Source organism: Thermoanaerobacterales bacterium, from assembly GCA_030019475.1.
GTDB lineage: Bacteria > Bacillota > Desulfotomaculia > Desulfotomaculales > JASEER01 > JASEER01.
This window is the reverse complement of the sequence record JASEER010000002.1, coordinates 39863-57212: the sequence shown is the minus strand read 5'-3', so window position 1 is coordinate 57212 and position 17350 is coordinate 39863. Positions and strand designations below refer to the sequence as shown.

Annotated in this window: 19 protein-coding genes and 1 pseudogene; 10 read left to right on the top strand and 10 right to left on the bottom strand. The window is 64.0% G+C overall.

Annotated features, from left to right (window positions below; translation table 11 throughout):
* Positions 1-50 precede the first annotated feature (50 nt).
* Positions 51-1166, bottom strand: a complete 1116-nt coding sequence (locus QMC81_00815; GenBank protein ID MDI6906012.1) for a BMP family ABC transporter substrate-binding protein — start codon at positions 1164-1166, stop codon at positions 51-53.
* 343 nt (positions 1167-1509) lie between these two features.
* Between QMC81_00815 and QMC81_00810 the strand changes: the two are divergent.
* Positions 1510-1704, top strand: a pseudogene (locus QMC81_00810) (DUF1540 domain-containing protein).
* Positions 1705-1769: 65 nt separating this feature from the next.
* Here the strand turns inward: QMC81_00810 and QMC81_00805 are convergent.
* Positions 1770-2624 carry a LysR family transcriptional regulator gene (locus tag QMC81_00805; GenBank protein MDI6906011.1) on the bottom strand — a complete coding sequence of 285 codons (855 nt, stop codon included), beginning with the start codon at positions 2622-2624 and terminating at the stop codon, positions 1770-1772.
* A 139-nt stretch (positions 2625-2763) separates the two neighbouring features.
* On the opposite strand from QMC81_00805, the gene selD reads away from it, so the two are divergent.
* The 5 genes from selD to QMC81_00780 all read left to right on the top strand — a co-directional run bounded on the left by selD (position 2764) and on the right by QMC81_00780 (position 7735).
* Entirely contained in the window at positions 2764-3813 is a 1050-nt protein-coding gene (gene selD / locus QMC81_00800; GenBank protein ID MDI6906010.1) for a selenide, water dikinase SelD, read from the top strand.
* Positions 3814-3871: 58 nt separating this feature from the next.
* Positions 3872-5239 (top strand): radical SAM protein, encoded by a 1368-nt coding sequence (locus QMC81_00795; GenBank protein MDI6906009.1) that lies wholly within the window; start codon positions 3872-3874, stop codon positions 5237-5239.
* Positions 5232-6029, top strand: a complete 798-nt coding sequence (locus QMC81_00790) for a methyltransferase domain-containing protein (protein MDI6906008.1) — start codon at positions 5232-5234, stop codon at positions 6027-6029. Before QMC81_00795 ends, QMC81_00790 begins: the two co-directional genes overlap by 8 nt.
* Complete coding sequence (locus QMC81_00785) at positions 6022-7143, top strand: DUF2892 domain-containing protein (protein ID MDI6906007.1); 1122 nt, start codon at positions 6022-6024, stop codon at positions 7141-7143. The genes QMC81_00790 and QMC81_00785 overlap by 8 nt, the downstream gene beginning before the upstream one ends.
* Positions 7144-7417: 274 nt before the next feature.
* Entirely contained in the window at positions 7418-7735 is a 318-nt protein-coding gene (locus QMC81_00780; GenBank protein ID MDI6906006.1) for a DsrE family protein, read from the top strand.
* 37 nt (positions 7736-7772) lie between these two features.
* Here the strand turns inward: QMC81_00780 and QMC81_00775 are convergent, their stop codons facing one another.
* From QMC81_00775 to QMC81_00765, 3 genes are read right to left on the bottom strand one after another with little or no spacing between them, the layout of a single operon-like run.
* The gene (locus QMC81_00775; protein MDI6906005.1) at positions 7773-8744 is read right to left on the bottom strand and encodes a sulfite exporter TauE/SafE family protein; all 972 of its coding nucleotides are present in this window, start codon (positions 8742-8744) and stop codon (positions 7773-7775) included.
* Between the two features lie 18 nt (positions 8745-8762).
* The gene (locus QMC81_00770; GenBank protein ID MDI6906004.1) at positions 8763-9581 is read right to left on the bottom strand and encodes an extracellular solute-binding protein; all 819 of its coding nucleotides are present in this window, start codon (positions 9579-9581) and stop codon (positions 8763-8765) included.
* Entirely contained in the window at positions 9578-9988 is a 411-nt protein-coding gene (locus tag QMC81_00765; GenBank protein ID MDI6906003.1) for a helix-turn-helix transcriptional regulator, read from the bottom strand. The genes QMC81_00770 and QMC81_00765 overlap by 4 nt, the downstream gene beginning before the upstream one ends.
* A 166-nt stretch (positions 9989-10154) precedes the next feature.
* Here QMC81_00765 and QMC81_00760 point away from each other — a divergent pair, with 166 nt between their 5' ends.
* On the top strand, positions 10155-10544 hold the full coding sequence (locus QMC81_00760; protein ID MDI6906002.1) for a helix-turn-helix transcriptional regulator: 390 nt from the start codon (positions 10155-10157) through the stop codon (positions 10542-10544).
* Positions 10545-10571: 27 nt separating this feature from the next.
* The gene (locus QMC81_00755; GenBank protein MDI6906001.1) at positions 10572-10763 is read left to right on the top strand and encodes a hypothetical protein; all 192 of its coding nucleotides are present in this window, start codon (positions 10572-10574) and stop codon (positions 10761-10763) included.
* 123 nt (positions 10764-10886) lie between these two features.
* On the opposite strand, the gene ccsB is transcribed toward QMC81_00755, so the two are convergent.
* Both ccsB and QMC81_00745 read right to left on the bottom strand, forming a co-directional pair.
* Positions 10887-11693, bottom strand: coding sequence for a c-type cytochrome biogenesis protein CcsB (gene ccsB / locus QMC81_00750; protein ID MDI6906000.1), 807 nt, complete (start codon positions 11691-11693; stop codon positions 10887-10889).
* Between the two features lie 16 nt (positions 11694-11709).
* On the bottom strand, positions 11710-11904 hold the full coding sequence (locus QMC81_00745) for a hypothetical protein (GenBank protein ID MDI6905999.1): 195 nt from the start codon (positions 11902-11904) through the stop codon (positions 11710-11712).
* A gap of 199 nt (positions 11905-12103) precedes the next feature.
* Between QMC81_00745 and QMC81_00740 the strand changes: the two genes are divergently transcribed.
* A complete protein-coding gene (locus QMC81_00740; protein MDI6905998.1) occupies positions 12104-12793 on the top strand; it encodes a Crp/Fnr family transcriptional regulator in 690 nt (229 codons plus the stop codon).
* A gap of 174 nt (positions 12794-12967) precedes the next feature.
* Here QMC81_00740 and QMC81_00735 read toward each other — a convergent pair whose 3' ends face one another.
* Positions 12968-13357: a metallopeptidase family protein gene (locus QMC81_00735; GenBank protein ID MDI6905997.1), complete on the bottom strand. Its 390-nt coding sequence runs from the start codon at positions 13355-13357 to the stop codon at positions 12968-12970.
* Between the two features lie 241 nt (positions 13358-13598).
* A complete protein-coding gene (locus QMC81_00730; protein ID MDI6905996.1) occupies positions 13599-14762 on the bottom strand; it encodes a hypothetical protein in 1164 nt (387 codons plus the stop codon).
* Between the two features lie 118 nt (positions 14763-14880).
* Here QMC81_00730 and QMC81_00725 point away from each other — a divergent pair, with 118 nt between their 5' ends.
* A complete protein-coding gene (locus tag QMC81_00725; GenBank protein MDI6905995.1) occupies positions 14881-16215 on the top strand; it encodes an AAA family ATPase in 1335 nt (444 codons plus the stop codon).
* Between the two features lie 88 nt (positions 16216-16303).
* On the opposite strand, the gene QMC81_00720 is transcribed toward QMC81_00725, so the two are convergent.
* On the bottom strand, positions 16304-17320 hold the full coding sequence (locus tag QMC81_00720; GenBank protein MDI6905994.1) for a VanW family protein: 1017 nt from the start codon (positions 17318-17320) through the stop codon (positions 16304-16306).
* Positions 17321-17350: the final 30 nt, after the last annotated feature.

The window sequence follows — 17350 nt, the reverse complement described above, 5'->3', positions numbered from 1 at the left end:
CCCTTACAGTTTCAGGCGCCGGCGGTTCCCCACCGGCGCCTCTCCATCCCTTAGCTCTGGGGAATGGTACCTTCCACACCTTCCACAAACCAGCTGAACTCCAGGAGTTCCTTATCGCTCATCCTCTGGCCGGCGGCCACCCGCTCCTTGCCGGTCTGGTCCTTAATCGGGCCGGTGAAGACGTCCCATTCACCGCTGAGGATCTTCTTCTTCTCGGCCTCGACCATTTGCTTCACGTCAGCGGGGACCATGGGCCCGAAGGGCGTGATGTCCACGATGCCGTCACTCATCGCTCCCCAGTACTGGCCGGACTTCCAGGTGCCGGCCTTGATCTCCTCGACGGTCTTGACGTAGTAAGGACCCCAGTTCCAGACGGCCGAAGTCAGGACGGCCTTCGGCGCCAGGGGAGCCATGTCGCTGTTGAAGCCGACGGAGTATTTGCCGCGGGCCTCGGCGGCCTGCTGCGGGCTGGGAGTATCCTGGTGCTGCGCGATGACGTCGGCGCCGGCGTCCAGCAGGGTGTTGGCCACGTCCTTAGGGGCGACCGGGTCGGTCCAACTGTTGGTCCATATGACCTTGACCTTCGCCTCGGGGTTAACCTGGCGGACGCCGAGGGTGAAGGCGTTGATCTGGCGGACGACCTCCGGGATCGGAAAGGCGGCGACATAACCGATCAGGTTGGTCTTCGTCATCTTGCCCGCCACAAGCCCGGTCAGGTAGCGCGCCTGGTACATCCGGCCGAAGTAGGTCCCCATGTTGTCGTTGGTCTTGTAGCCCGAACAGTGTAGGAAAGTGATATCGGGATACTTCTTGGCGACGTTGAGCGTCGGGTCCATAAAACCGAAGCTGGTGGTGAAGATAACCCGGCAGCCTTTCTCAGCGAGCTGGGTGATGACCCGCTCGGCGTCGGCGTCGGTCACGTTCTCCACGACCTCGGTTTCCACATACGGCAACTGTTCAACAAGATACTTGCGCCCCTGTTCGTGGGCGTAGGTGAAACCGGCGTCACCCGGAGTGCCGATATACACAAAGCCGACCTTCATCTTGTCTTCTCCCGCCGGGGCGGGGGTCTTGGCCTCATCCTTCTTCTGCCCGCAGCCGGCCACGAATACCGCGGCAAGAAGGAGGAGGACCAGGAGCGGGATTAAACGGCGCCATTTAAGCAAGGCTGTCTTCCACCTCTCGTCATAAGTCTCCAGTCGCTAAACGCCTGCCATCTTCAGGTAAAAGGGTTTAAAAGCTTCCGGCGGCACCCCCTCCCTGACGTTCGGAGTCCGGCCAAATCCGTTTGCTTTTGCACACCTAAACTATGTTCACTGTCCCAGCCGGATTTCCTGCCGCCAATTTCGACAAGAAACGTTCCCGCGGGGCGGATTGTTGGCGAAAAACCCCGGTTTGTGGATAATGGCGGGTCTGGAAGGATATAATAGCCCATCATCAATGCGGGGAGGTTCAGGTATGGCTGCTCGTATACGCTGTTCGGTCAACAACTGAAACTACTGGTCGCAGGACAACCTCTGCGTGGCAGAGGAGATCATTGTGACCTCAGACACCCTGGGCGCGCAAAAGCCCGACTCCTTCGACGCCCCGGACGCCGGCCGGGCCCCCGTGACGCCCGTTAAGACCTGCATGGAGACCTGCTGCAAGACCTTCGTCGAACGCGGCTCGGACCAGGTCACGGCGGACGGCGTCAAACGCCTCTAAGCTTTCCTTTATTGAAACCGCATCAAGGCAGCGGGGGCTTGACAGCGAGCCCCCGTTCTTACGTGCTAAGAGAATGGTTGAGTGCCGCGCCGCACATCAGCGAAGTATTTCTGTAAGAAGCTGGCCAGGACCAGCGTTGCCGGATTGTTATACCGGTTCTTCGGCCACACCAGGTTAATATCAAAGGGGATGTCACAGGCACCCTTCGGGGAGACAAAACCGGAATCGGACCCTACGGCGAAACCGGGCACGTAACCCTTACCCAGCCCGGCGGCAACCATGGCTTTAAGCGTTTCCACGTGGTCTACGACCTCGATCCTGTTCCCGCTCGATGCCTCGCGTTCACGGACCAGCCTGCCGACCGCGGTGTCGGGACCAAGGGTGAAAACGACCGGGGGCGAGGCCCCGGCCGGGGCCACCACTACCAGCCTGTCGCGCAGCACAGGCTCCAGATGAAGGCCGGGGGCCGGCATTCCGCCGGCGATGACGCCCAGGTCGATCTCTCCGGCCCCGACCATCCGGCACACCCGGCTCTCCCCGGCAAACATCAGGCTAACCTGGATACCGGGGTGGCTTTGGCTAAAGCGCGCCAGGACGCGCGGCAGGATATACGTCCCGACCAGACCGCAAACCCCCACGGCCACTCGCCCATGTTCCAGATCGGCCATCTGCGAGATCAACTTCTTCGCCTGCTCCACCAGGTCCATCATCTGGTCGACGTGCCGGTAGAGGCACTCCCCCGCATCGGTAAGGGCGATGGACCGGGAGTTCCGCACGAAGAGCTTCACGCCCAGGTCGGCCTCCAGGTTGGCGACCTGCCGCGAGACGGCCGGCTGCGAGAGGTGCATCTCTTCGGCGGCGCGGGAGAAGCTTTGGCGCCGGGCGACCAGGTAGAAGTAGTAAAGGGGTTCGAGGCGGATAAAATCACCTTCCGCTCGCCTTTGTTATAATCTCAGTGCATAGGTAATATGCAAACTATATATTTGCATTATAGCGGCCGCAAGGCTACGATGTAAATGACCACCGTCAGGCTCCGGAAGATGGAAGAAGTGGATGAACATGAACGATATCCTTACGAACATCAACCTCACTTCGTACTCCCCCGGTTCCGGCTGAGCATGCAAGATGGGTCCGGCGGACCTGGAACGCGTACTCAAAGTCCTGCCCTCCATCAGTGATCCGCGCATCCTTACCAACCTCCGGGACGACGCCGCCGTCTTACGGTTATCGGAAGATCTGGCCGTAATCCAGACGGTGGACTATATCACACCCGTAGTGAACGACCCCTACGTCTTCGGGCAGGTCGCCGCGGCCAACGCCCTCAGCGACGTCTACGCCATGGGGGGCAGGCCGGTTATGGCGCTAAACCTCGTGGGCTTTCCCAATCAATCCCTCCCTCTCTCGGTTCTGGAGACCATCCTCAAGGGCGGGGCGAACAAGGCCGCCGAGGCCGGGGTCACCATCGCCGGCGGCCACTCGATTGCCGATAACGCCCCCAAGTACGGTCTGGCCGTCACCGGGACCGTCGACCCGCGACGCCTCGTCCGGCGCACCGGAGCTCGGCCCGGGGACCTGCTGGTCCTGACCAAGCCGTTGGGGACGGGAGCCATCACCACCGGTATCGACAGACAGATGGCGGAGCCGGGTTTGGTTGACCGTGTCGTCCGGATAATGACCGCCCTGAATGACAAGGCCGCCGCAGTCATGACCCGCGTCGGGGTCCACGCCTGCACCGACGTCACCGGTTTCGGGCTGCTCGGCCACCTGCGGGAGATGCTGGGCGGGGGGGAGGTCGGCGTACGTCTCTGGGCCTCCCGTGTCCCGGTCATCGAAGGCGCCTCTGCCCTGATCGAGGCCGGCGTGGTGCCGGCGGGGACGCACCACAACCTCCGCTACCTGCGCGACCGCATGGAGTGGGATGACGGACTGGAGCGGGAAATGAAGCTGCTCCTCTGCGACCCGCAGACCTCGGGCGGGCTCTTGATGGCGATCGGCGAAGAGAAGGCCGACAGGCTGCTGGCGGCGCTGCGCGCGGAGGGAGTGCCGGCGGCGGTGATCGGCGTTTTCACCTCTGAGAAGGGCCGCCTGCAGGTTACCGGGCGGGAGTGACCGGGTCAGCCTTAAGGCTCGCCGGTTAGTTCTCAAAGAATTGGGGGGAGAGGAAGCGATGAGGCAAAACCGGTCCGAGGTTTTCCTGGAGGTGGCCCGGAGCCTCTGTCCCGTCTGCGGGCGGTTGGTCGACGCCGACGTCCTGGTACGGGACAACCGCGTTTTCTTCCGCAAGTTTTGCCCCGATCATGGCCATTCGGAGGCCCTGGTGTCGTCCGACCTGGAGCATTACCGGTTCAGCCTGATGTTTAACAAGCCGGGGGCCGTCCCGGCCGGGTTCCATTCCCGCACGGCCCGGGGCTGCCCGCACGACTGCGGCCTTTGCCCCGAACACCAGCAGCACACCTGCCTGGCGCTGGTCGAAATCACCAACGCCTGCGACCTGGAATGCCCCGTCTGTTTCGCCGCGGCCGGCGCCGCCCCGGTGCGCCACGTGCCGTTGGCCACGGTGCGTGAAATGCTCTCCCGGTACCGTACGGCCGAGGGTTCACCCGAGGTCGTCCAGATCAGCGGCGGCGAACCCACATTGCACCCGGAACTGTTCGCCGTCATCACAGCCGCGCGGGACATGGGCATCGGGACCGTGCAGTTGAACACCAACGGCCTGCGCATCGCCCGCGACCCGGACTTCGTCGAGCGTCTGGCCGAACTCAAGCCGAGCGTCTACCTGCAATTCGACGGCTTCCGGCCGGCGACCTACGAACTGATCCGCGGGCGCGACCTCGCCGCCGACAAGATGAAGGCCGTGGACCGCCTGGCCTCTCACGGCTTCACCATCGTACTCGCCGTAACCGTCGTGGAGGGGGTCAACGACGGCGAGATCGGAGAAATCACCCGCTTCGCCATCGAGCACCCCCGGATCAGGGGTGTGATCTTCCAGCCGGCGGCCTGCACGGGGCGTTATCTTCCGCCGTTCACGCCGACCCAAAGGATCACCCTTCCGGATGTGCTCCGGGCCGTCGAGGAGCAAACCGGAGGCCTGCTCACCCGGAGGGACTTCATTCCCGTTCCCTGCCCGTTCCCGACCTGTTTCAGCGTCACTTACGTTTACAACAGCGATGACGGGGTCACAACCCTGCCCCGGCTGATCAACGTCGACGACTACCTTGATTACTTCAAGAACCGGATCATCACCAACCTCGACCCCCTGACGCAGGCGGCTCTCGAAAACCTCTGGTCGGCCGGCGCCACCCCCGGGTCGGACCGGACACTGAAAGACTTCGCCTGCTGTTGCGGGGTCGCCCCCGAAGTGTTGAAAGAGCTGGAGGATGCGATCACGATGGTCGGTGTGCACGCCTTGATGGACCGCCACAGTTTCGACCTCAAGCGGGCAAAGAAGTGCTGCATCCACCAGCTCCTGCCCGACGGCCGCATCGTCCCCTTTTGCGTCTATAACAATCTTGAACGGGGTAGGTCGGATGGATAATTTCAAGTGCGCCTGCGTGAACCTCTACGAGCATGACCTGGCGCGGATGCTCCTGGGAGAAAGCTTCCATCCCGGAGGACTCGGCCTCACGAGGGAACTCGGCGAACTGCTCGGCCTGACCGGCGGGCGCACCGTTCTCGACGTGGCCTGCGGCAACGGCGCCACCGCCCTTTACCTGGCCCGGGCTTTCGGCTGCCGGGTCATCGGCGTCGACCTGGGAGCGGAAAACATCGCCCGGGCCAGGCGCAAAGCGGCCGCTGAAGGGCTTGACGGGCGGGTCGAGTTCGTCCGGGGGGACGCGGAAAAACTGCCGGTCCCTGGTGGATCCTGCGACGCCGTGATCTCCGAGTGCGCCTTCTGCACCTTCCCCGATAAGCCCGCGGCGGCCGCGGAGATGTACCGGGCGCTTCGCCCCGGCGGGGTCCTGGGCATCAGCGATATGACCGTCGACCAGGACCGCCTGCCCGGCGACATGAAGGGGCTGCTCTTTCGCGCGGCCTGCATCGCCGACGCCCTTCCCGTCCCCGCCTACCTCGAGATCCTCGGCGCAGCCGGTTTTTCCGGGTTCACCGTCCTGGACCGCCATGACGCCCTGCATGCACTGTTGGCCTCCATCCGGGCCAGGTTTCTCCTTCTGGAACTGGGCAAGGCCTTCAAGAAGCTTGACCTCGATATCGACCTGGAACAGACAAAGGCTTTGCTCAACCGCGGCCGGCAACTTGTGGACGACGGCGTGGTCGGATACGTGCTGCTTACGGCCTTCAAGGGAAGGGGGAGAAACAATGGCTAAGGCGAAAACCAGCCGGCCGGCGAAGGCCGTCTCCCTGGCCGCTCTCATCTGGCTGGCGTCAAGTTACCTTTACCCTCTGCACATCGGGTCCGTGCAGGTTAACGCCTACCCTGAACTATACCTGATTCCCCTCTTCGGGCTCTGGCGGCTGCGCACAGAGCAGGACGCCTACCAGAGAAAACGTGTCCTGGTGATGATCGGCCTTTTCTTCCTCTACTGGGTCCTCATTCCCGCCTTCTACCCCACAATGCCCTTTATCGACGGGACTACCGCCAGGACCGTGCTCGCGGTGCACATGGTGGGCTCGCTCCCGTTCTTCCTGTTGCTGACCGCCGTCTTCTTCCTCGGCAAAAGGGTGGACTGCGGCTGGAACTGCCCCTGCGTGTTCGACCGCGAGACGATCGGCTTCGCCTTCCGGGACGCCACCCTGAAGGGGGATTTCTGGTGGGGCCTGCGCCATCTCAAATGGATTCTCTTCGTCGCGGTCTGGGCCTATTTCGTCCTGATGCTGGCCGACCCCGCCCACGCCTACGACCGGGTCGGCCGCCGCCTGTACGACTGGATACTGGTCCTCTATTACGCCAGTTTTCTCATCATCCCGTTTACCGGTCACCGCAGTTTCTGCCGCTGGGGCTGTCCCTGGTCGGCCACCTGGGGTGTCCTCAACCTGGTGGGCTTCTACAGGATTAAGGCGGCCGTGGAAAAGTGCAAGGACTGCGGGGTCTGTGAGGCCGAGTGCGACATGGGCGTGCCCATCCGCCGGTTGATCCGGATGAAGGGCGAGCTGCGGACGACCGAATGCATGGGCTGCGCGCGCTGCGTGAACGTCTGCCCGCAGAAGGTATTGACCCTGCTGGACGTCCGCCATGCCATTCCGACCCGCAACCTGAGCCCTTTGGAAAGGACCGTCCGTATCGCCGGAGGACTCACGGTGGCGGGCCTTGTCATCCTGGACCCGCACTCGCCCTGGGGTTACCTGGGCCTGGCGTTCTTCCTGACCGGGATCTTCGGCTTTTGCCCCACCTATGCCCTCGTCGGCAAGGTTTTCGGCCGCCGCAGGTGCGGGCGGGCGCCGGGCGCCGCCGATAGTCGGGAACACAAGGGGGTGAGCTAGGTGCTCAAGGTAGTGGTCTACAGTAACCGGCCCGCGGGCGGCAGGTGAAGGCACCTGATGGCCTTGGCCGGGCGAGCTAAGGAAGAGTTCGGAGAGTTGATTTCCGTGGAAACGGTCTACAAGGGTTTTCTCACTATCGGAGGAAGAAAAGACATCCCCGACCCGCCGCAGCTGCAGGTCGGGACGGAGTTTTTGGGACCGAAGCCCACTTACGACGAAGTCCGCCGGGCGATTAGGCGTCAATCAGCAGGAGATTAAGAGGGGGGTACAGGCAATGCTGATCGGGGTCATGCTTCAAAGCGCCGATGAACAGAAGGCTTACGACTGTTTCCGCTTCGGCAACGCCGCCCTGGCCGACGGTCACGCGGTGGAAGTCTTCCTGATCGGGGACGGCGTCAAGATCGAAGAGATTGAGAGTGACAGCTACGACGTTTTCGGGCAGGCGGCGGAGTTTGTCAAGAACGGCGGCCGGATCATCGCCTGCGGCAAGTGCCTTCAACGCCATAACGTAACCTGCGAGCTGGCTCCGTTATCCAATATGAAGGAGTTTCTCAACCTTATTGCCCGCGCCGACAGGATGCTGACCTTCTAGGTTGCATCCCGCCGGCGCATAGCCCTTTCAGGGTTTATCATCTAAAGAAGAACTGCGTTATGTACTGCACCGCCAGGCCGACGATCAGGAGGCCCAGAAAGACGCGGATCCACTTCTCCGGGAGGTATTTTTGGAAACGGGCGCCGACGTAGGTGCCCAGCAGACCGCCGACGCCGAAGAGAGCCCCCAGCGCCCAGTCCGGCCGGATCACCGCCTCCGCGCCCAAGGGAGTCAGGGCCAGGGCTTCAAAGAAGGTCACGCCGGCGATGGACGTCAGAAAAGTCCCGGCCAGGGCGGCCCCGGCTACCGTATAGACCGGCAGGCCCAGGACGGACACAACGAACGGGGAAATGATCGCCCCACCGCCGATACCGTAAACACCGCCGATCAACCCGACGACCAGGGCCAGCACAAAGATCGTTACAGTGCTGAAGGAGAAGGTCTCGCCCCAGAATTCGTACTCGATGCGCGACAGGGATACCGACTTCGTCTTGACCACCGCCTCGGCGGGAAGCCCGGCGGCCAGGCGCCCCTTCAGATCATCCTTTTGTTGCCGGACCCGCTCCCGGAACTTCTTCTCCAGGGCCCTCTGCTGTTCTTTCCCCTTACGGTAGCGCCCCGTGGCCTCGTAGAGGAGCCGCCCGCCCAGGTAAAGCAGGACCAGGCCGACGAAGAGCTTGAAGTTTCGCGGGTCGGGGAAATACTTGATGCGCACCAGCGCGCCGGCGAAAACACCCGGAAGGGTGCCGATGATGATCACCCAGGTGAGGGGCCAGGCCATGCGCCCTTCCTTAATATAACGGTAGAGCCCTCCGGGGATGGCCACGATGTTGTAGATCAGGTTCGTGGGACTGACGGCCGGGCTGACGAAGCCCAGGACGCTGACCTGGAAGGGCAGGAGCAGGAAGGCGCCCGAGACGCCGGCCGGGGCCGTCAGTGAGGATATGACAAAGGCGATCAGCGGAGGAATCAAAGGGAAAACGTCCACACCCGAAACGGGGAAATGCATCTGTTCCCCTCTCCTTTCTTAGCAAGGGATCAGCCCGCAGTTCTCCAGGATTTCCTGTCCGATGCGCCCGTAGACCAGGTCCAGGAAGGCCTGGGCGAGATCGGGGTCGGCCGACCTGCGGTGTATCCCGATGGCGAACTCGATCGGCGCTCCCCGGACGGTCACCGTTTCTCCGGCGTGCCGCCCCTCCACCCGGACTGCGGCCTGCGCATAGCGTTCGGCAAATGCCGGGCTTGAAAGGTCGATCTCCCGCGGCAGAACCAGGTGCCGCAGGCCGAACTGCGCAGCCACTGAGGAATAGACGAAGGCGTAATCGACGCGGCCCTGGGCGACCAGTTCCACCAGGTCGATGGACTTCGGCGTGATCCGGGCGGCCGGGCACCCTCTCCGCAGCCGTTCGTAAAGACCGGGCCGGCCGTAAAACTCCTCCGCCAGCTGCCAGACCATCAGCGTCCGGTAGCCGCAGGGGTCCAGGTTCTCGTCCGAGCGGGCGTAGGTCACCCCTTCGGTCAGGAGAACGTCCGGCCACTTCTGAACGTCGATTTCATCCCGTCTGCGTGAATAGTCGTCAAAGGCGATGACAATCCGGTCGGTGGCGAAAACGAAGTACCTATCGACAATGTCCGGCTCCAGGAGTTCCGCGAAGACGGCCGGGTCGGCCAGGGCGACAACGTCCGCGTGTTCCCCTTCCCGGAGCCGGCGCGCGCCTTCCCGCGAGCCGGCCGCCCGCAGCGTCACAACCGTGCCGGGGTGAGCCTCTTCGAAGACCCGGGCACACTCCTTCAGGGGCCCGCGGAGCGCCCCGGCGTGCAGGATGCTCAGGCTCTCCCCGCTCATTCACTCCCATCCCCCTTCGCGGCGTCCGTCGCACGGACGTCCTCGTATGATGCCAGGAAGGCCTCAAGCTGCTTACGGCGGCGGCGGGCATTGGCCGCCATCAGGTCCAACAGTTCTCTCCCGTCGGCTGTCAGGTGGTATACCCTCCGTGCCGGGCCGGACTCGCCCGCCCGCCATTCGGAGCGTACCAGGCCGTCGTCCTCCATCCGGCGCAGGTTACGGTATACCGTGGCCGGATCGCATTCTTCCCGGGTAAAGGACAGCTGGTTCAGCCACTGGATGAGTTCGTAGCCATGCATGGGACGCCGGGCGAGAAGCAGCAGCAACCCGGGCTGGAGCAGCCTCTCCGCCCGAAGATAAGCAGCATATTCCGTATGCTCATTGATCAGCGCATCCCACTCCGGCATAGTAGCACAATTCCCCTATTTGCATGGTGCAAATACCGTTGTGAAAATCATAACACACTGCGGAAGAACTGACAAGAGAGTCATTTCCCCACAAAAATAATCTTGACCCTTGCCCTACCTCTGGTTACTATCTATATAGGCATCATGCATATATGGGTGATCTCCGATGTGCAGCCATTCCGGACCTGGCAACCGCCGCGACCACTGCCGTTGCACGAGCGCCCCGATGGAGCGCTTTATGCAACCCTGCCTGCTGCTTCTGCTGCAGCGACGATCGACCCACGGGTACGAACTGATCCAGAATCTGGATGAGTTCGGCTTCTCCGAGGGGGAGGCCGATCCCGGATCGGTCTACCGCCACCTGCGGCGGCTGGAGGATGACGGGCTGGTGACCTCGGAGTGGCAGACCCAGGAGTCGGGGCCGGCCAAACGGCTTTACCGGCTGACCCCGGAGGGCGAGGAGGTCCTCTCGGCTTGGGCACGGACCATCGCCAGGAACAAGGCACGGCTTGAAAACTTCCTGGCCCGCTACCAGGAGCAGGCCGGGAGAGATTAAATAACCTTTTCAAGGGAGGGATGTAGGATGTGCGGTCCGAGCAACTGCCGTGACGGAGGGCATGGCCACGCCCGCCGGCACGGGTGCTGCTGCGGCCGGGGCTTCCGCCGCTTCTTCACGAAACAGGAGCGGCTGGCCCGGCTCGAGGCCTACCTGAAAGATCTTGAGGCAGAAGCTACGGCGGTAAGGCAGTATATCGAAGAACTCAAAAGGGACTAGCCTGCCCAAGGAATGGTCCGGCCCGTTCGGGGCCGGACCATTCCTTATGACGGAAACCCCGCGTCTTACTCGTGTTTAAAAGCAGTAAGACATCAGTCTTGATACCTGGCAAAAAATCTTAAACTAGTAGCTATGCAGGCCGGGAATCAGCAGGCTGACCCCAAGTAAGGTAAAGAGGACGGCGGCGAAGCCCGCCACGGCCAGCCAGGCCGCCCTGCGCCCTTTCCAGCCGCGGGCGGTGCGGGCATGCAGGTACAGGGCGTAGATCAGCCAGGTGACAAGCGCCCATGTCTCCTTGGGGTCCCAACTCCACCAGGCGCCCCAGACCTCCTCCGCCCAGACAGCCCCCGTAATCAGGAGCAGGGTCTGGAAGGCGAAACCGAAGGCCACACTACTGTGGGTATACCGGTCCAGGACCTCGGCCGGCGGCAGACCCGGCAGCCGGCTGTCCGCCCGCCGCTCGCTCAGCAGGTAGAGCACCGCCAGGGCAAAGGAGATCGTAAAGGCCGCGTAGGCCAGGATGGCCGCGGCCACGTGCAGTTGCAGCCAGACGCTCTGCAGAGCGGGAGCCAGGGACCGCACCTCGGACGGTAGCAGGGACGCCACGCCCAGGAGGCCCACGGCCAGCGGCAGGGTAAAAGCGGCCGTCACTGTCATTCGCCAGCGCCAGACGGTGAGCAGGGTGGCGCCGCCCAGCCCCCAGGCGAACAGGGTCAGGAACTCGTAAAGGCTGGTGAACGGCCAGTGCCCGGCGGCCGCCCACCGTACGCCAAGGGCGGCCGTATGCAGGGCCAGCCCCAGCCCCGTCAGGACCGGGATGGCCCGGGCCAAAAGGCCATGCCTGGTCCAGAGATAGATAAGGGCCGCCGCGGCGCCGGTCAGGTAGGCGACGAAGGCCGGAGCGATCAGGTTTGCTTCCGCGCTGGGCATAGATCGAGGTCCTCCTTTATACCGGACCCGGCGGCGCCGAGTCACCGGCCTGTTCCCCTCCCCCGGCGGGCGCGTCCGGCGGGGAAAGGCCCGGCGGGTCGTTCACCATCCGGGCACGGCGGGCCCGGAACCCGTAGTGTAACGCCAGCCCCAGGGCGGCCAGAGCAAACCCGCCCAGGGGCACCGGCAGAACCGGGTTTCCCTTGGCCATCAGCCCCGTATAGCGGCGGCGGTAGCCGTCAAAGACCGGCCGCCCGCCGGCATAATAATCAGTTCAGCCCGATCCTGCCTCTACGCATGCCGATCCCCCCGGGAAATTTCTATTGCTTTACCATTTACCACTACTATAAAATCATGGTTCCGCGGGATACAATAGGGAGCAAAGGAACTGAGAAGGGCGGGGGGAAGCGTTGACCGAGAAAGACGATCTCACCAACCAGCTCAAACGTGTGCCGCTCTTCGCCGACCTTCCGCCGGAGGCCCTGGCGGCCGTCGCCTCTCTCACCCGTGAGCGGCCGTACCGCAAGGGGCACATCATCTTCCTGGAGGGCGAGCCGGGAGAAGCCGTTTTCCTGCTGCGCCGGGGAAGGGTGAAGCTCACGCGCCGGACCGCCGACGGCCGGGAGCACACCTTGCACCTGGTCAACCCGGGAGAGGTCTTCGCCGAGGTGGTCATCTTCGATGGCGGGCCCTACCCTGCAACCGCGGAGGTCATTGAAGACGCCGTGGTAGGGATGATCGCCAACCGCGACCTGGACCGGCTGACGCTGGAGCAGCCTTCGCTCGCTCTGGCCTTCCTGAAGATTATGGCCCGGCGGCTGCGGCAGGCGCAGGATAAGGTGATGAGCCTGGCCCTGCACGACGTCACCCGCCGCGTCATAACGGGGCTCCTCATGCTGGCCGAGGACTACGGAGTCCCCGAGGCCGGCGGGACGCGCATCAACCTTGACCTGACCAACCAGGAACTGGGGAACCTGGTGGGGGCCTCCCGGGAGTCGGTGAACCGGACGCTCAGCGAGCTGCGCCAGGCCGGCCTGATCGAGCTGGACCGCCAGCGGATCGTCATCCGCAACCGGCGGGAGCTTCTGGAAATGCTCTAGGAATTTCAACGGGCTTCGGCGCGTTGGACCATCCGCCGCACGTCTGTTTCTGCCCTCGAGCTTCGCCTAAAGCAAATGCACCGCCCGGTGGTCGTCATAGAACCTGTAAACCAGGACATTACCCACACCTCCTCGCCTCTTCCCGCTCTCGGTCTCGACGCACGCAGCGGGAACTCAGCCTTGGCGTTCCTGCTCCTCGCGCCAGCGCGCCAGTTCGGCCAGTTCCGCACGGGCCAGGTCGTCCACCCCGGCCATCGTCTCCAGATGGTGCTGTAACTCGTGCAGGATAGTCTCCCACAGCTCGTCCTCCCACACCTCGCGGGTCTCGTCCTCCAACACCGCGACAAAGGAGCCATAATGCAGGACGATATATGAGCCCATCACGGGGTCCTCGACGTATTCGCCCATAATGTAGAATTCCTCGTCCGGCCTGGCTTCCGGCAGGATGAGGAAGCCTCCGTTCAAGTCACGGCAAAAGCGCGCGGGAACCATGTCGACCAGCCGGCCGGCCAGCTCGGTGAACTCGTCCAGGGAGTAAGCCGGTTTCGTTGTTTTCTCCGCCACTTGGATTCCTCCACCGTTCATTATGCCGGATATTCGTCGGCCGACACATTTTCCCTGCCTTCGCCCCCGGTTAGCCGTCATCAGCGGGTCCGGCCCTGCATAAACATGGAGGATGTAGCGTGTTTTTATCAAAGAGAGGGGGTATGGGAGGATGCTGCGGAAGCGCTGGATGCTGAGGCAGTGCACCCACTGCAAGAGCGGTTGCCATAAGGGGTCCCGGGCATGACGTTAAACTGCCCCGTCACCTTGGGCCCAGGGCGATGGTCACCTTATCGTCGGCCGTCGTGATGGAGTGTACGGCGAACAGGGAGAAATGCCGATCCAGGGCGAAGAACAGGCCGCCTTCGCTGGCGATCTTGCGGAGCACCTCCGGCTGTACCGGCGTACCGTCAAGGGTCAGGGATTCGGGCATAAAGCGTACGGAGCGCCCGTCGCGGTCGGGAACCAGGCTTCCCGTAAGGCTGAACGATGTTGTTCCGTCGCTCACCCCGGCGATGGTAATCCCCTCCGGGGCCACCCGGATGCGCAGCGCCGACCTCTCGCCGATATCCATCCGCCCAAGAGCGGCGTTGATCGTCGCCTCGCTGACCTCCAACCGCACGTTCCGGCCCGCGAAGTAGACCCGGTCGGGCCGGAGCTCCTTGATAAACAGCCGGTCAAGCTGGCCCAGGAGGCTGTGCAGGGGGGTCAGCGAGGCGTACCATTGTTCTTCCAGGGCCGTGATCCGCCGGGCGAGGTCGGCCGATTCGGCCCGCAGCGCGCTGAGCATCTCTGTCTTCGTACGATGCAGTTCCTCCGTCTCGGCGATGCGGGCGGCCAGGGCCGTCTCCTTCCGCCCGATTTCCCGCTCCAGTGTCCGGGCCCGCGCCAGGTTTGCGGTCACGGCGTCACGGCGAGCCTGCACATCGCGGAACAGGTCGGCCTCGTAAACGGCCAGCCAACGTACCAACTCTAAACGGCGCAGCAGGTCACCGAAGCTGGAGGCGTCGAGGAGGATGCCCAGCAACGTTAACCGGCCGTTTTCATAGAGGTAGCGCAACCACCTTCCCAGCCGCGCCCTGGACGCCGCCAGGCGTTCCCCGGCCGCCGCCAGCTCTTCCTGCGCCGCCGCAGCATCCCTCTCCAGGGCTTCCAGGCGATCCTGCAACCTGCGCTGCTCATCCCGCATGTCGTCCAGCTGCAGGTCAAGGGCCAGCAACTCGGAGGCCAGGGACTTCTCCCGCGCGGTATAGGCCGACATCAATGCGGCGTCCCGCCCGCGCTGATCCGCTCCCGGAACGCCGGCGGGGTCCGCCAGGCCCGGCCCGGGCCATAATGCAAGGACGAGACACAGCAGGGCCAGCCCCCGCCGCCCGGTTAACGAGACGAGCCTCACGACTCCCCGCCCGCCTTTCACCCTTAGCAATGCAATACTTACCTCCCCGGATGCCAAAACCCTTTTGTTCCCGGGCGCCTCCCGTCCAATTCTTGCAAAAAATACGCCCCCTGGGTACACTCATCTTACCCGGGAGGAGGGAAGCGACGTGAGCGACCTTTTCGACCGCCAGCCCCGCCTCAAAGAGAGCACACCCCTGGCCGACCGTATGCGCCCCCGGACCCTCGATGAGTTCGTCGGCCAGGAGCACATCCTCGGCCCGGGCAGACTCCTGCGCCGGGCGATCGAGACCGACCGGCTGACCTCCCTTATCCTCTACGGTCCGCCGGGCAGCGGCAAAACCACCCTGGCATACGTCATCGCCAACGCCACGAAGGCCGTCTTCGTTCCGGTAAGCGCCGTGGCCGCAGGGGTTAAGGAGTTGCGCAAGATTATCCAGGAGGCCGAAGACCGGCGCAAGTTCTACCATCAGCGCACCATTGTCTTCGTCGATGAATGCCACGCCTTCAACAAGTCCCAGCAGGACGTGCTGCTGCCGGCCGTCGAGAAAGGGACGATCATCTTCATCGGGGCCACCACCGAAAACCCCTTCTTTGAGATGACGGGCGCCCTGCTCAGCCGCTCCCGGATCTTTCAGCTGCGGGCCCTGGAGGAGAAAGACATCCGGGTGATCCTGGAGAGGGCGTTGCGCGATAAGGAACGGGGGCTCGGACACTTCGCGGTCCAGGTGGAAGAAGAGGCCCTCGCCCACCTGGCCGACTTGGCCAACGGCGATGCCCGTACGGCCCTGAACGCCCTCGAGCTGGCCGTCCTCTCCACCCCGCCGGGAGCGGACGGGGTGCGGCGGATCACCCTGGAGGCCGCCGAGGACTCGATTCAGCGTCGCGCCATCCGCTACGACAAGGCCGGGGACCAGCATTACGACGTCATCTCGGCCTTCATCAAGAGCATCCGCGGATCCGACCCCGACGCCGCGCTGTACTGGTACGCCCGGATGACCCAGGCCGGGGAAGACCAGCGCTTCATCGTCCGCCGGCTGATCGTACACGCCTCCGAGGACATCGGCCTGGCCGACCCGCTGGCCATGCTCATGGCCCACGCCGCCGCCCACGCCCTCGAGCATGTCGGCATGCCCGAGGCACGCATCCCCATCGCCCAGTGCATCATCTATCTGGCCACAGCCCCCAAGTCCAACAGCGTCGTCATGGCCATCGACGCCGCCATGCACGCCGCCGAGGAAACCCGCGCCGAACCGGTCCCGCCGCACCTGCGGGACACGTCCTACCGCGGGGCGAAGAAGCTCGGCCATACCGGGTACAAGTACCCGCACGAATATCCCGGCCACTGGGTGGAACAGCAATACCTCCCGGACAACCTCGCCGGCCGCCGCTTCTACGTCCCGTCAGACCAGGGCCGGGAGAAGGGCCGGTGGCCGCGAAGACCGGAGGGCGGCACCGGGCCCGGAGAAAGGGACGAGTCCTGAACCCTGCAGCGGATCGGATTACACACCGTCAACCGTCGGACGGGCCCGCCTTAAGAGAGGTGAGAAGTGACCACATCCCATAGCCCCCCTACGCCGGTGCGGGCCAGGAGGGTTCCGGGACCGGCCCCGGGGGCGGCAGGCCCCGCAGTTCCCACAACGTAACGGTGATCCGCCGCACAGTCCCCCCCGCTTCGATCAGCAGCGGATAAGGGCGGTCATTACGGAACTTGAAGTCGGCCCCGCCGTAAGACACCGTCGCATCCCGCCCCGGGGGCACGTATCCCACCGGCAGGCTGTGCGGGTGGCGTTCCACCACCGGCAGGCCGGCATCCCGAACCGCTCCGTAAATTATCGTGGAAAGACGGCAGACCCCGCCCCCCAGGGCCTTGATGTGCTTTTTGTCTTCAAAGGCGAAGCCCACGACATATCCCTTTTCCGCCGTCCGCGGCCCCAGGGTGCGGTTGAAGGAGAAAACGGCCCCTGGCGGAACCACCGTCCCGTTCAAATAACCGGCCGCCTTCACAGCGTTAAGCATGTTGTTGTAGGCGCCCTGTGGATTGAAGTTAATCGTACAGTTCCCCGCCCGGCGCATGGTCGGCAGCGTCGCGGTTTCCAGGCAGGCCGCCAGGGCCAGCCGAAAAGTTCGTTCCGCGTCCGGTTGCAGTTTTTGCGCGCCGCCGGTCGCCTCCTGGAGTTCACGGTCGACCCTGCCCAAGAGCCCTTTCACCAGGTGGTCCTCCAGGGCCGGCAGAAACCATGCCGTCTCTCCCGGGGGCACCGTCTCCGGGAGGGCGGGGATGATTCCCGGGGTACCCATCAGGCCGGCCCACCAGGTCCGGTCCCCGGCCCAGAACCTCGTTACAGGGACCGGCTCCGTCCCGCCCTGGACGGGGAACAGGTCCGCTACGAAAGAGGCAGGGATGAAGGTCACCCCGTTGATGGAGACCGCCGGCGCTTCCAGGGGCACGGGCGTCCCATCCCGCCAGGCGCGGTCCGTACCGGGAATGACCTGCAGGGTGTGACCCGGCCAGGACCCGCTCACCCCCTCCCCGTCCCACCAGAGGCGAACGCCGCTCGTTTCCAGAACCGGCCTCAGGGGTACCATCGCCGCCGCCTCCGCTCGGGCAGGGAGCCC

Excerpts from the sequence above, each read along its gene's own strand:
- QMC81_00755 (MDI6906001.1), top strand. The coding sequence starts at position 10,572 with ATGTGCGGTCCGAGCAACTGCCGTGACGGAGGGCATGGCCACGCCCGC.
- QMC81_00720 (MDI6905994.1), bottom strand. The coding sequence starts at position 17,320 with ATGGTACCCCTGAGGCCGGTTCTGGAAACGAGCGGCGTTCGCCTCTGG.
- QMC81_00745 (MDI6905999.1), bottom strand. The coding sequence starts at position 11,904 with ATGGCCAAGGGAAACCCGGTTCTGCCGGTGCCCCTGGGCGGGTTTGCT.
- QMC81_00785 (MDI6906007.1), top strand. The coding sequence starts at position 6,022 with ATGGCTAAGGCGAAAACCAGCCGGCCGGCGAAGGCCGTCTCCCTGGCC.
- QMC81_00765 (MDI6906003.1), bottom strand. The coding sequence starts at position 9,988 with ATGCCGGAGTGGGATGCGCTGATCAATGAGCATACGGAATATGCTGCT.
- QMC81_00780 (MDI6906006.1), top strand. The coding sequence starts at position 7,418 with ATGCTGATCGGGGTCATGCTTCAAAGCGCCGATGAACAGAAGGCTTAC.
- QMC81_00775 (MDI6906005.1), bottom strand. The coding sequence starts at position 8,744 with ATGCATTTCCCCGTTTCGGGTGTGGACGTTTTCCCTTTGATTCCTCCG.
- QMC81_00795 (MDI6906009.1), top strand. The coding sequence starts at position 3,872 with ATGAGGCAAAACCGGTCCGAGGTTTTCCTGGAGGTGGCCCGGAGCCTC.
- QMC81_00770 (MDI6906004.1), bottom strand. The coding sequence starts at position 9,581 with ATGAGCGGGGAGAGCCTGAGCATCCTGCACGCCGGGGCGCTCCGCGGG.
- QMC81_00790 (MDI6906008.1), top strand. The coding sequence starts at position 5,232 with ATGGATAATTTCAAGTGCGCCTGCGTGAACCTCTACGAGCATGACCTG.
- ccsB (MDI6906000.1), bottom strand. The coding sequence starts at position 11,693 with ATGCCCAGCGCGGAAGCAAACCTGATCGCTCCGGCCTTCGTCGCCTAC.
- QMC81_00760 (MDI6906002.1), top strand. The coding sequence starts at position 10,155 with ATGTGCAGCCATTCCGGACCTGGCAACCGCCGCGACCACTGCCGTTGC.